We start from the raw sequence: 12,919 nt of genomic DNA, 5'->3' as shown, positions 1-12,919 counted from the left end.
TTTAGCGATAAAGCAGCGACTGGCCGTTGTGAAACAGATGTAGTTTGGCCGGATCCGCATGTAGGCGGACTGAGGTTCCGCGCAGCCCTTTGTGAATGCCCGGAAGTTTGGCGATCAGTGGCTCCTGCCCAGTTTCCGAAGCGATATACAACACCGTAACCTCTCCCAGCGCCTCAACAATATCAACGCGACTGTCGATTAATGCACCGCCTTCACCGGTTGCGACCAGATCCTCCGGCCGAACGCCTACATTGACGCGGAGCCCCTGATCCGCATTGGTTGTGGGAATATTGGCGATCACTTCCTCATCGCTGTCCAACTGAACAGTCGTACGTGCGCCTGTGGCGACCACAGTGCCCGGAATGAGGTTCATCGCAGGGGAACCTATAAACTGGGCCACAAATTCGTTTTCCGGACGCTCGTATAGATCGAGCGGCGTGCCGACCTGTGCTACTCCTTTGTCAGCCAGCACCACAATACGGCTGGCGAGCGTCATCGCCTCGACCTGATCATGGGTCACGTAGATCATCGTGCTGTCGGGCATCGCCTCTTTCAGCTGAGCGATTTCGATGCGTGTGGCAACCCGAAGAGCGGCGTCCAGATTTGAGAGGGGCTCGTCAAAGAGATAGACCTTTGGGTCACGGACAATGGAGCGGCCAATCGCAACGCGTTGACGTTGCCCCCCTGAAAGCGCCTTAGGCAAGCGGTCGAGATAGGGTTCCAATTGCAGAATCCTGGCCGCGCGATTAATCGCGGCGTCGATTTCCTCTTTGCTTTTCTTAGCAATCTTTAGAGCGAAAGCCATGTTGTCGCGCACTGTCATATGAGGGTAAAGCGCGTAAGACTGGAACACCATCGCAATACCCCGTTGGGCTGGCGGGATATCGTTCATCACCCCGCCGTCGATTTCCAACGTGCCATCGCTGATCCGTTCCAGCCCCGCAATCATCCGCAGCAGAGTCGACTTACCACAGCCGGACGGGCCTACGAAAACCACCAGTTCTCCCTGCTGAATATCGAGGTTGATGCCTTTCAGCACCTCCACCGTGCCGCCATAGGTCTTGGCCACATTGGTCAGTTTCAAATTTGCCATCTGCTGGTCCCTCCCCTGCTCGTACTTCTGGTTATATGCGACGCGCCAGGCAGGCCTGCCATGCCGCCAGTTGCACAGGATCACCGGGCTGTGGCACCGGGGTCAAATCCAGTTCTGTGCTGAGCATTGTCCAGCTGCCCTCTGGCAATGAGATCTCTACCGGAACATCCCCCATATTGAAGGCACAGAAGATCTCTTCAGCCCCGCTCTGGCGGGTAAAAGACACGACGTTGCCCACGGCCTGCATCCCGTCATGATTGCCGAAAGCCAGCGCCGGATATGCACGGCGCAACGCGATTGCCCGGCGGTAATGGTGCAGGATCGCGTCTGGATCAGCCTCCTGATTGGCGACATTCAAAGCCAAATGCGCGGAATTAATCGGCAGCCATGGTTTGCTATCGCTGAAACCGCCCTCACCATTTGAGGCCTCCCACACCATCGGCGTGCGGCAACCATCGCGACCCTTGAATTCTGGCCAAAATTCAAGGCCGTAGGGGTCTTGAAGATCTTCAAAGGCGATATCGGCCTCTGGCAGGCCCAGCTCTTCCCCCTGGTAGATACAGGCGGTACCGCGCAGGCACATCATCAAGGTAGTAAACAGGCGTTGCGCCGCCGGGCTGAGGGACCAACGGGTAGTGTGGCGGATCACATCATGGTTGGAAAAAGCCCAACATGCCCAGCCATCTGCGGCGACCCGGTCGACCTCAGAAAAAACCTCAGCCAGACGTGCTGCGGTCAGCACATCCTTGGCCAGCAACTCAAACGCGTAGCACATGTGGACGCCGTTGTTGCCCGCGGTGTAGCTGCCCATAATCTCAAGCCCGCGCTGTGCGTCGCCGACTTCACCCACGGCGGCCTTGGCCGGGTACTCATCCAAAACCGCGCGGAAACGCCGCAGGAAGTCAAGATTTTCAGGCCGGTTCTTTGAATAGAGGTGCTCTTGATGATTGTAAGGATTCACTGAAGGCGCGATGGTGGCATTGCGGGCCTCAGGCGACAGCGGTGGATTGCTGCGCAGCTGGGCGTCATGGAAATAGAAGTTGATCGTATCGAGACGGAAGCCGTCGACGCCCCGATCCAGCCAGAAGCGGGTCACATCAAGCAAAGCATCCTGAACCTCTGTATTGTGGAAGTTCAGATCCGGCTGGGACGCAAGGAAGTTGTGTAGATAATATTGTTCTCGCCGGGGATCCCATTGCCAGGCAGAACCGCCAAAGATCGAAAGCCAGTTGTTTGGCGGCGCACCATCCGGTTGCGGATCAGACCAGACGTACCAATCTGCATGGGCATTGTCGCGATTGGCGCGGGACTGTGCAAACCAGGAATGCTGGTCCGAAGTGTGGGACAGGACCAGATCAATCATCACCCGCAGTCCCAGCGTATGGGCGGTCTTCAGCAGCTGGTCAAAGTCAGCAAGGTTGCCAAACATTGGGTCAACATCACAGTAATCCGAGACGTCATAGCCAAAGTCTTTCATCGGCGAGGTGAAGAAGGGCGAAATCCAGATCGCATCAACGCCCAGCGAGGCAATATGTGGCAAGCGCCGAGTAATGCCAGCCAGATCACCGATGCCATCGCCAGAACTATCCTGATAGCTGCGCGGGTAGATCTGATAGATCACAGCACCGCGCCACCAATCAGGATCGGCAGAGAGCATCTGTGCAGGGTCGAGTTGGAGTTGTGCATTCATGTCAGCGTATTCCGTAGGCTAGATAAAGGCGGGTCCCACAGCAGGGGAGGCCGCAAAAGAGGGTCATTTCACCGATCCGGCCAGCAGGCCGCGAACGAGATATTTCTGCATCGCGAAGAACACGGCCAAGGGCACGGCAATCGAAACAAAGGCTGAGGTTGCGAGGATCTCCCAATTGCCTCCACGTGTGCCCAACAGCTCCACGATCTGCTTGGTCATCACCGTCGTCTCGCCAGTTGCATCGATCAGGAAAACCATGGCGACCAAAAGGTCATTCCACGTCCACAGGAATTGGAAAATCGCGAAGGACGCCAACGCCGGGAAGGACAGCGGCAAGATGATACGGGTGAAGATCACGAAATCAGTCGCGCCATCTACGCGAGCGTTTTCGATGATATCGCGCGGGATGCCGACCATATAGTTGCGCAGCAGATAGATCGCCAACGGCAGTCCGAACCCCGTATGGGCCATCCAGACGCCAAGATAGCCTTTGCCGATGCCGATCTCATTGTGAAATTTCAGCAACGGGATCAGCGCTAGTTGTAACGGCACAACCAGCAGGCCGACAATTGTTGCGACCAAGAGCGCGCGGCCAGGAAACTCCATCCATGCCAAAGCATAGGCGGCGAAGGCTGCAACAAGGATTGGAATGATCGTCGCCGGTATGGTCACAGTGAGCGTGTTGAAAAACGCCTTGGCCATATTGTCGGTTGCGTTGCCGGAGATCAACACGGTCTCGTAGTTCGCCAGCGTGAATTCCGGTGGCACTGTCGCGGTCACGAACACACGCGGGCCACGCTTTCCGGTGATTTCTTCGACGTCTTCGAACCGGTAGCGCCCATCAGACTGCACGGTCATCAGGCCACCACGACGCAGCTCTGCGCTGGTTCCCGGAGCATTAGCAGCCGGATCACGCGCAGACGTCCCCCACGCGGAAATTTCGGCCTTGGAATTCTCCGCGAAAAAGCGCCCTTCTATTACGTATAAATCCCCCTCCCGAAGCTGTTCGCTGGGTGGATCTGTTCGCAAGGTCAGGTTTTGCTCTGTGGGGAAGAGCGCACGCCACCAGCCACTGGTTGCGATCTGATCGGACGTCCGAAAGGACGATACCAGCAGACCAAGCGTCGGGAACAACCAAAGCCCCACGAGCAATACGACCGAGAGGCGTAGTGCCCAGATCAGCGCAGGTTTTTGTCCGGCAATCGAAGTCATGGCGGCCTCCTCAGCGCATTTCGCGGCGGGCATTGTAGACGTTCCAAACCAGGATCGGCAGCACCAACAACATGATCACCATCGCGCTGGCGGAGCCCACTCCCCAGTCATTGGCGCGGAACAGTTTGTCGTACATGTAATTGGCCAGAACCTGCGTTTCCCACTGGCCATTTGTCATCGCAAAAACGATGTCAAAGACCTTGAGCACAACAATGGTAACGGTGGTCCAAACCACGACAATAGTGTCCATGATTTGCGGCACCTTGATCTTGAAGAAGATCTGAAAAGGCCCGGCACCATCAACAATAGCGGCCTCTACGGTTTCCTCGGGAATGCCGCGCAGGGCCGCAGATAAGATCACCATCGCAAAGCCGGTCTGGATCCAGACCAGAACCATCATCAGAAAGATATTGTTCCACAATGGAATAGTCAGCCACTGCTGCGGTGCATCACCACCAAAGTAGATATAGATCGCGTTCAGAACCCCAATCTGATCAGTGCCTTCGGGACGGGCATCATAGACCAGTTTCCAGATCACCGCAGCCCCGACAAAAGAAATCGCCATTGGCATGAAGATCAGAGATTTCGCGATATTGCCCCAAGCCAGCCGATCAGTCAGCTGGGCGGCCAGCAGTCCAAACCCAGTCGCGGCAGCAGGGACAATCAACAGCCAAAGGAAGTTATTCTTGAGCGCTTCCCAGAACTTCGCCTCGGCCAACATCTGTTGGTAGTTATCCAGTCCAACGAATTCAGAACCGCCTCCGGGCAAGCGTTCTGTAAGCGATAACCGCATGGTTTCGACAACCGGGTAAGCGAGATAGAGTCCCAAAGCCAGCAACGCAGGCAGCAGAAACAACCAGGGACGAATCATATTGGCGCGGCGAATATTACGGGCGATATGCTCACCTCGTGCCGGGAAGATGAACCGATCCAGCACAAGATTGGAGAAGTAAAAATAGCCGACACACCCGCCAACGCCAAAGGCAATGGTCAAAAGGCCCTGAATGGCTGGATGCATGGGGTTCTCCCTTCTCGGTGGGCTATTGAAACGGGGGTAGGCAAGCGGGCAAGCTGAGTTGATGCTTCAGGTGGTCACGGGCCGATCCACAAACCGGCCCGCGCAATCGTGTTACTTCAATGCATCCCAAGAAGATTGGATTTCTGCGGCTGCGTCAGCGGCAGAGGTGCCGCCGGCATAGCCAACCATACCGGTCCAGAAGGATCCCGCCCCTACACCACCGGGCATCAGATCGGACGCATCAAAGCGGAAGGTATCTGCTGACAGAAGGATATCTCCCATCTTTTTTAGAGTTTCCGTGGCATAGAGATCGGTGTTGACACCTTTGTGAGGGGTCAAGAAACCCTGCTGCGCCATCCAGACCTCATGTGCGATAGGAGATTGAAGGAACTCCATCAGAGCGCGGGCACCCTTGCTGTCGTTGGTAACCGCCCAAAGGGTGCCTGCACCCAGAACCGGGCTTCCCAGATCCTTTTCCGCGTAGGCGGGGAAATAGAAGAAATCAGCGTCCAGGCCAACTTCAGTTCCTTCGGGAAAGAACGCCGGAATAAAGGAGGCTTGGCGATGCATCAGACACTGCGGCGGGCTGGCAAACAGACCTTTGGGGCTGTCACGGAAATCAGTTGAAGCCACGGCCCCTGCCCCGCCAGAGACATAGTCATCGTTACGTGCGAAATAGCCAAACTCATCGATGGCGGCAACAACACGTGGATCGGTAAAGGGAATCTCGTTGCTGACCCATTGGTCATAGACAGCGGGTTCCTGCGTTCGCAGCATCATGTCCTCGACCCAGTCAGTAGCGGGCCAACCCGTCGCACCACCGGATCCCAGACCGATACACCAAGGCGTATTCCCGTCTTCCACCATCTGATCTGTCAGCGTCTTCAGTTCTTCCATCGATTGAGGGATGTCATACCCGAAATCCTCAAAAGTCTCGGGCACAAACCAAACGAGCGATTTTACATCGACCTTGTAGAAAAGGCCGAAAAGGTCTTCAGCTCCGTCCGGCCCTTCGAACGTGCTAAGATCAACCCAAGACTCACCGGCCGCATAGTTGCTCCGCACCCAATCCGCAGTCTCACTGCCCAAGGGAGTAATAAAGCCGCGGCGCGCCATATCGGCGACCAGGCCGGGCTGCGGGAAGACGGACACATTGGGAGCAGACCCTGCCTCGGCATCAACAACGATCTGCTGCTCGAAGCTGTCAGAACCGGTATAGCGCACATCTGCGCCGGTGGCTTCGCCGAAATAGGCCAAAACCTTTTCCACGACTTCTTGATCCGGGCCAAGCCATGGGCCAAAGACCGTTACCTGTTCTCCCGACAGATCTGTCGCCTTCAGCGCCTCAAAACTGTCCCAGTTGAATTCTCCCTCGCCGACCGGAAAAGTCAGCGCGCCCTCGGCGTGTGCAAGTCCGGCGGTCAATGCCAGAACGCCCGCAGCGGCAGTAAGCCTGCGTTTCATGATGTCTCCTCCCGATTATCACAGCACCAGTTTTGAGATCTCCTCAGACTCAAAATCCAAAGCGCTTTGGATCATCTCAATCTTGTAGATTCGAACGTCTCTGTCAACAAATTAGAACACAAGGCGCGAATATTCACCTTCAAACAAGGCTTGCAAGCCTTATCCAGACCCTGTCATAACAATATAAGAATAGGCGCTTCGGTGCCGTATGATGCCAAGTAATCAAATCGCTTTGGAGAATTTCGGGCATGAACCTAAAGGAACTTGCCGCCCATCTGAACCTGTCACAAACGACAGTCAGTCGCGCGCTAAATGGGTTTCCCGAAGTCAGCGAAGCGACGCGACGGCGGGTTGCGGCAGCGGCTGAGCAATACAACTACCGCCCTAACACCCGCGCCAAAGCCTTGGCAACCGGACGTGCGATGGCCATCGGCCATGTGATTCCGTTGTCATCGCAACATGAAATGGTGAACCCGATCTTTGGTGACTTCATCGCGGGTGCCGGTGAGAGCTACGCCAGAGCAGGCTACGATATGATCCTGTCTCTGGTCGAGGACAGTGAACAGGAAAAAGCCTATCGTGAGATGGCTGCAAAGCGAAATGTTGACGGCATCGTACTGCACGCGCCGCGCATGTCTGATCCGCGCATCGACCTGTTACGCAGCATTGGCCTACCGTTTGCTGTGCATGGCAGAGCATCTGACCTGGAAGCACCATACAGTTGGTTGGACGTGAACAACAAAAGCGCCTTTGACCGCGCAACCCAGTTTCTGTTGGATCTTGGCCATCGGCGTATCTGTCTGGTCAACGGGCTGGAAAGCATGGATTTCGCTTGGCGGCGGCGCGCAGGGTATGAGGCCGCACTATCCTCGCGCGGCCTGCCGCTGGATCCGGCGCTGATGTATGCCGAAGAGATGACCGAAAGCTATGGCTATCGCACTGTAGTGGCGACACAGGCACTAGAGAACCCACCGACAGCTTATCTGGTCTCATCCATTATCCCGGCCATGGGGGTTCGCCGAGCGATCGAGGATACTGGTCGCCGTATGGGACGCGAGATTTCGGTGATCACACATGACGACGACCTGTCTTATCTGCGCAACGGCGATGAAGTCCCACAATTTACCGCGACGCGATCATCGGTACAGGAAGCTGGGCGCCAACTGGCCAATCTGCTGCTGGAGCAGATCCGTTCCCCTACCGAGACGCCTTTGACGCGACTGCTGGAAGCGCACTTGACCGTTGGGCGTTCAACCGGGCCCGCTCCCACGCCTTAGCCCCGTAGCGCGCCCTCTCTCAGACATCACAGGCACAGGAGAGCCGTCATGCTCCGCAATACTCGCAGCGATTTCCCAAAAGGGTTTCTATTCGGTACCGCCACCTCCGCCTATCAGATCGAGGGACATGGGTTCGGCGGCGCAGGGCCGACCCATTGGGACAGCTTTGCCGCTACACCAGGGAATGTGACGCGCGCTGAACACGGTCTGCGCGCCTGCGATCACTACCACCGCTATGAAGAAGATCTCGACCTGGCAGAGGCTGCCGGGTTTGATTGCTATCGGTTTTCCACCAGCTGGGCGCGGGTTCTGCCGGAAGGACGCGGCGCACCCAACCCCGAGGGGCTCGATTTTTACGACCGGCTGACCGATGCCATGCTTGAGCGTGGTCTGAAGCCCTGCGTAACGCTCTACCATTGGGAGCTACCACAGGCACTGGCGGACATGGGCGGCTGGCGCAACGCAGATATCGCCAATTGGTTTGGCGAATTCACCGAAGTCATTATGGGCCGCATTGGCGACAGAATGTATTCAGCAGCCCCGATCAATGAACCCTGGTGCGTCGCCTGGCTGTCGCATTTCCTGGGCCATCATGCCCCCGGATTGCGTGATATTCGCGCCACCGCACGCGCAATGCATCACGTGATGCTGGCTCACGGCACTGCCATTGAGACGATGCGCGGTTTGGGCATGACCAATCTTGGCGCGGTATTCAATCTGGAATGGGCCACGCCTGCCAATAACAGCGCGGAGGTTCGCCTTGCCGCTGACCGCTATGATGCGATCTACAATGGCTTCTTTCTCGGCGGGGCATTTCGGGGTTGTTACCCGGATCTGGCGCTTGAGGGGCTGGAACCACATCTTCCAACGGGCTGGCAGGATGATTTCGATACCATTACCGCTCCAGTCGACTGGTGTGGTTTGAACTACTACACGCGTAAACTCATTGATGCAGAGAGCAACCCGGATGCAAATGCATGGCCAAACATGCAAGAGATCGACGGACCTCTACCCAAGACCCAGATGGGTTGGGAAGTCTATCCGCAGGGCCTTTATGACTTTTTGACCCGAACCGCGCGGGAGTATACCGGCAACACGCCCTTGATCGTGACGGAAAATGGTATGGCCAATGCTGATGCACTCATGGCAGGCGCAGTTACGGACGACGCGCGGATCGCCTTCGTCGACGACCATCTGGATGCGGTACGTCGCGCCATTGCGGATGGGGCGCCAGTCCATGGCTATTTCCTGTGGTCACTATTGGACAACTATGAATGGGCGCTTGGTTATGAAAAGCGGTTTGGTCTGGTGCATGTGGATTTTGACACGCTGAAACGCACGCCCAAAGCCTCCTACCATGCACTGAAATCAGCATTGAAAACTGCGCCGCTAGACTAATGCCCCGGCCTGCTAGTGGTCAGCTAACCGACTGCTCAGACGTCCCAACAGTGCCAAACATTGTGACAGCTGATCAACAGCCAGGTATTCATTTGCCTTATGCGCCTGCGCGATGGATCCCGGCCCGCAGACAACAACATCCATGCCCAGCGCCTGAAACAGGCCCGCCTCCGTGCCAAATGGCACCAACTCTGGGGTGTTGCTACTAAGCAGCTCAGAGAGGAGCTCGCGCGCTTCATTCTGTGTGGTGGGGATCAAACCGGCAACCTCTCCGACCACTTCAGTATCAATATTGGCGTCTGGATAGACCGCCCGCATCGAGGGCAGTAAAACATCAGCGCAATACCGCGCCATAGCGTCCTTAACGTAATCGGCGTCGGATTTGGCAACCGGGCGCATTTCCCAGTCGACCTGCGCCTTTGACGCGATGACGTTGTGGACGCTACCGCCATTGAGCGCACCAACGTTCAATGTGGTCCAAGGCGGATCGAACCGACTGTCCGATGGCGTACGATCCTGAAGGTCACGGCGTAAATCCAATAGTCGGCTGACATAGCGCACAGCATATTCAACTGCATTGACACCTTGCCCTGGATCCGATCCGTGCCCCTCAAGCCCGTGAAAGCGCGTGCTGTATTCGTGACAACCTTTGTGGCCTTCAACGATGCGCATACTGGTCGGCTCGCCAATGACCGCCAATCGCGGTTTGATGCCTCGTTCGCTCAGCGCTTGTGTGAGATGGCCCGCACCAATACAGCCCACCTCTTCATCGTAAGTGAAAGCAAAATGGACGGGCCGTCTGCCCACCCTATCCACGAACTGCGGAGCCATTGCCAGCGTCGCCGCAATGAACCCCTTCATATCGCAGGTGCCACGGCCAAAGAGCCGCCCCTCTCGCTCCACCAGAGTGAAGGGATCACTCTGCCAATCCTGATCAGCTACGGGTACGACATCGCTATGACCGGACAGCAGAATGCCACCATCCCGTACGGGACCCAAGGTCGCGAAGAGGTTAGCTTTTTGTCCGCTGCCATCAACGAGTACATCGACCTTAGCGCCACAGTCCTCCAGCCGGTTGGCGAGATAGGCCATCATTTCCAGATTGCTGTCGGCGGAAACCGTGGGAAAGGCGATGAGATCCGATAGAATGCGCGTGGTTTGCTCAATCAACGGCTCAGTCCTTTACAAACAATTTGCGCTCCACCGTACAAAGCGGCTGCGCCGCACCCGTGTCGCGGATAAGCAGGGTTTCGGTGGTTTCCAATCCCCAGCTGTCCATCCACAAAGCCGGCATGAAGTGAAAGACCATACCGGGTTGCAGTATAGTGTCATCTTCGCTGCGGATTGACGCGGTGCGCTCCCCCCAATCAGGGGGGTAGGACAAGCCAACCGGATAGCCCATACGGCCCGAACGCTCGATCCCGTGTTTTGCCATTACACGCATGAACGCATTCGCAATATCACAGGTACGATTGCCAGCACGAGCCGCCTCGATCCCCGCAGTGATACCCTCCATCTGAGCAACCTCTACCCGGCGCATATCCTCCGTCGGGGTGCCCAGAAATACCGTGCGGGACAGAGGTGCATGATAGCGGCGATAGCAGCCCGACAGCTCAAAAAACGTCGCCTCGCCTGACTGCATCGGGGTTCCATCCCAGGTCAGATGCGCGGCTGTGGCATCAAGCCCGGATGGTGTAAGTGGTACGATGGCCGGGTAATCCCCCCAATCCTCCCCAACACCAGTAACGCCAGCATGGAGAATATCGGCCACCAGATCATTTTTGCGTATGCCAGGTTCTGCGTGGTCAATTGCGGTCTGGATCACCTTATCGGTGATTCTCGCAGCCTTGCGTATGAAGCTGAGTTCAGCGTCGGATTTAACCAAGCGCTGCCAGTTCACCAATCCTGTTGCGTCCACAAGATCAGCCGTTGGTAACGCCGCCGCCAATACCACATGGGCCTTGGCAGAATAGTAGTAATTCTCCATCTCGACACCAATACGCAGGCGTTCCAATCCACGGGTGCGAAGCTGCTCGGCCAGCTCCTGCATCGGGTGGTGTTTCGTCGATTGGACATAATGATCTGAATACCCAAGCAGGTTATCCTGCGACATCCAGCAGGTGCGGCGAGCGCCCATCATATCCATGTGACGCCCCCACCAGATCGGGTCATGATCAAGGGTGACGATGACCCCCTGATGCACATAGAAGGACCAGCCGTCATAACCCGTGAGCCATGCCTGATTGGACGGATCGGTGACAAAAAGCACGTCTAAACCAGCTTCTGCCATGGCCGCGCGAGTCTTTGCCAACCGCTGCTGATACTCTGATCGCTCAAATGGGGTACTGGGTTTGCTCATCGCACTGCTTCCTCTCTACGCATCAGCCAAGTACCGCCGTCACCGCACGGTGGGTTGCGGCCACGACGCGGTCCGCCTCTTCTCGGGTCAGACAAAACGGCGGTGCGAATCCTAGGATGTCTCCCTGCGGCATTGCCCGCGCAATCACGCTGTCCTGCTCAAAAAGTTTGGCGGCGATCTGCGGCCCAATCTTATCACTGGCTTCGAAGAAACGGCGATCATCGCGATCCGCAACAAACTCCACTGCACAGAGCATCCCCTCACCGCGCAGATCACCCACATTGGGATGATGCCCCAACGCCCTGCGCATTTCATTGTTAAGATAGGCGCCGACATTACCTGCGTTTTCAATAAGACCCAGTCGATCAATCAGGGTGAGATTTGCAACGCCAGCTGCCGCACCAATGGGATGCGCCGAATATGTCCAGCCATGGCCGATCGGGCCGTTCTCATCTGAGCCGCGCTCCAGCACCTGCCACATTTTATCCGACACGATGGACCCGGAAAGTGGCGCATAGGCTGACGTCAACCCCTTTGCGATTGTAATAAGATCCGGACGTATACCGTAGTGCTCTGAACCAAACATGGTGCCCAAACGGCCAAAGCCAGTCACAACCTCATCGGCGACCAGTAGAATGTCGTGCCTTTCCAAAACAGCCTGTATGGCCGGCCAGTACCCTGCTGGAGGCGGGACAATCCCTCCGGTACCCAAAACCGGCTCACCAATGAAGGCCGCGATACTGTCTGCGCCTTCACGGTGGATCAGCGCTTCCAGCTCCGCCACGCAATGGGTGACAAAATCACCCTCGCTCTGGTTGCGATCCTCACGGCGGAAATAATAAGGAGCTTCCGTATGCACCACCTGCGCCAGTGGCAAATCGAACTTGTTATGGAATAGTTCCAACCCGGTCAGAGATCCCGTCATCAAGCCTGACCCATGGTAACCCCGCCATCGCGAAATGATCTTTTTCTTCTCGGGGCGACCAAGGATATTGTTGTAATACCAGATTAATTTGATGTTGGTCTCGTTAGCGTCAGAGCCCGATAGGCCGAAATAGACCTTCGACATATGGTCAGGCGCACGATCCATGATCATCTTGGCCAGCGTAATCGACGCCTCGGTTCCGTGCCCCACATAAGAATGATAGTAGGCCAACTCGCGGGCCTGATCGGCAATCGCCTCGGCAATCTCGGGGCGGCCGTAGCCCACATTTACACAATATAGCCCGGCAAAAGCGTCCAGCATTCGGTTGCCGTCGCGATCCTCAATATGGCAGCCGCTACCGCCAGTCACTACGCGCTGCAGCAGGTTTCCGCGGGCAAAGTCTGCAAGATGTGTTGAGGGATGGAAAAAGCTGTCTCTGTCCCATTGATCCAGTTGATCATTGTGAAGCATGGTTCACTCCTT

Annotated in this window: 10 protein-coding genes; 2 read left to right on the top strand and 8 right to left on the bottom strand. The window is 56.4% G+C overall.

Annotated elements, in window-relative coordinates; translation table 11 throughout:
• Position 1: 1 nt before the first annotated feature.
• From ACEWZM_RS14010 to ACEWZM_RS13990, 5 genes are all read right to left on the bottom strand, one after another.
• Positions 2 to 1,093 carry an ABC transporter ATP-binding protein gene (locus ACEWZM_RS14010; protein WP_414007020.1) on the bottom strand — a complete coding sequence of 364 codons (1,092 nt, stop codon included), beginning with the start codon at positions 1,091 to 1,093 and terminating at the stop codon, positions 2 to 4.
• A 31-nt stretch (positions 1,094 to 1,124) separates the two neighbouring features.
• The gene (locus tag ACEWZM_RS14005) at positions 1,125 to 2,783 is read right to left on the bottom strand and encodes an alpha-amylase family glycosyl hydrolase (RefSeq protein WP_414007019.1); all 1,659 of its coding nucleotides are present in this window, start codon (positions 2,781 to 2,783) and stop codon (positions 1,125 to 1,127) included.
• Positions 2,784 to 2,846: 63 nt separating this feature from the next.
• On the bottom strand, positions 2,847 to 3,995 hold the full coding sequence (locus tag ACEWZM_RS14000) for a carbohydrate ABC transporter permease (RefSeq protein WP_414007018.1): 1,149 nt from the start codon (positions 3,993 to 3,995) through the stop codon (positions 2,847 to 2,849).
• A 10-nt stretch (positions 3,996 to 4,005) separates the two neighbouring features.
• Complete coding sequence (locus ACEWZM_RS13995) at positions 4,006 to 5,013, bottom strand: carbohydrate ABC transporter permease (RefSeq protein ID WP_414007017.1); 1,008 nt, start codon at positions 5,011 to 5,013, stop codon at positions 4,006 to 4,008.
• Positions 5,014 to 5,124: 111 nt separating this feature from the next.
• A complete protein-coding gene (locus tag ACEWZM_RS13990) occupies positions 5,125 to 6,477 on the bottom strand; it encodes an ABC transporter substrate-binding protein (protein WP_414007016.1) in 1,353 nt (450 codons plus the stop codon).
• Positions 6,478 to 6,725: 248 nt separating this feature from the next.
• On the opposite strand from ACEWZM_RS13990, the gene ACEWZM_RS13985 reads away from it, so the two are divergent.
• Together ACEWZM_RS13985 and ACEWZM_RS13980 are read left to right on the top strand one after the other, a co-directional pair.
• Positions 6,726 to 7,754 carry a substrate-binding domain-containing protein gene (locus ACEWZM_RS13985; RefSeq protein ID WP_414007015.1) on the top strand — a complete coding sequence of 343 codons (1,029 nt, stop codon included), beginning with the start codon at positions 6,726 to 6,728 and terminating at the stop codon, positions 7,752 to 7,754.
• A gap of 48 nt (positions 7,755 to 7,802) precedes the next feature.
• On the top strand, positions 7,803 to 9,152 hold the full coding sequence (locus ACEWZM_RS13980; protein ID WP_414007014.1) for a GH1 family beta-glucosidase: 1,350 nt from the start codon (positions 7,803 to 7,805) through the stop codon (positions 9,150 to 9,152).
• A gap of 12 nt (positions 9,153 to 9,164) precedes the next feature.
• Here ACEWZM_RS13980 and argE read toward each other — a convergent pair whose 3' ends face one another.
• Genes argE through ACEWZM_RS13965 form a run of 3 tightly spaced genes read right to left on the bottom strand, consistent with a single transcriptional unit; the run spans position 9,165 to position 12,907 of the window.
• Entirely contained in the window at positions 9,165 to 10,322 is a 1,158-nt protein-coding gene (gene argE / locus ACEWZM_RS13975) for an acetylornithine deacetylase (protein WP_414007013.1), read from the bottom strand.
• Positions 10,323 to 10,326: 4 nt separating this feature from the next.
• Positions 10,327 to 11,511, bottom strand: coding sequence for a M24 family metallopeptidase (locus ACEWZM_RS13970; protein ID WP_414007012.1), 1,185 nt, complete (start codon positions 11,509 to 11,511; stop codon positions 10,327 to 10,329).
• 22 nt (positions 11,512 to 11,533) lie between these two features.
• The gene (locus ACEWZM_RS13965; RefSeq protein ID WP_414007011.1) at positions 11,534 to 12,907 is read right to left on the bottom strand and encodes an aspartate aminotransferase family protein; all 1,374 of its coding nucleotides are present in this window, start codon (positions 12,905 to 12,907) and stop codon (positions 11,534 to 11,536) included.
• Between the last annotated feature and the right edge of the window lie 12 nt (positions 12,908 to 12,919).

This window comes from Phaeobacter cretensis (assembly GCF_047372505.1).
In the GTDB taxonomy this organism is placed as follows: domain Bacteria; phylum Pseudomonadota; class Alphaproteobacteria; order Rhodobacterales; family Rhodobacteraceae; genus Phaeobacter; species Phaeobacter cretensis.
Note: the sequence above shows the minus strand (reverse complement) of the source record. Positions and strands in the feature narration are given on the sequence as shown.

Coding starts and splice junctions, on each gene's coding strand:
- ACEWZM_RS14005 (WP_414007019.1), bottom strand. CDS start 2,783: ATGAATGCACAACTCCAACTCGACCCTGCACAGATGCTCTCTGCCGAT.
- ACEWZM_RS14000 (WP_414007018.1), bottom strand. CDS start 3,995: ATGACTTCGATTGCCGGACAAAAACCTGCGCTGATCTGGGCACTACGC.
- ACEWZM_RS13965 (WP_414007011.1), bottom strand. CDS start 12,907: ATGCTTCACAATGATCAACTGGATCAATGGGACAGAGACAGCTTTTTC.
- ACEWZM_RS13980 (WP_414007014.1), top strand. CDS start 7,803: ATGCTCCGCAATACTCGCAGCGATTTCCCAAAAGGGTTTCTATTCGGT.
- ACEWZM_RS14010 (WP_414007020.1), bottom strand. CDS start 1,093: ATGGCAAATTTGAAACTGACCAATGTGGCCAAGACCTATGGCGGCACG.
- ACEWZM_RS13970 (WP_414007012.1), bottom strand. CDS start 11,511: ATGAGCAAACCCAGTACCCCATTTGAGCGATCAGAGTATCAGCAGCGG.
- ACEWZM_RS13990 (WP_414007016.1), bottom strand. CDS start 6,477: ATGAAACGCAGGCTTACTGCCGCTGCGGGCGTTCTGGCATTGACCGCC.
- ACEWZM_RS13995 (WP_414007017.1), bottom strand. CDS start 5,013: ATGCATCCAGCCATTCAGGGCCTTTTGACCATTGCCTTTGGCGTTGGC.
- ACEWZM_RS13985 (WP_414007015.1), top strand. CDS start 6,726: ATGAACCTAAAGGAACTTGCCGCCCATCTGAACCTGTCACAAACGACA.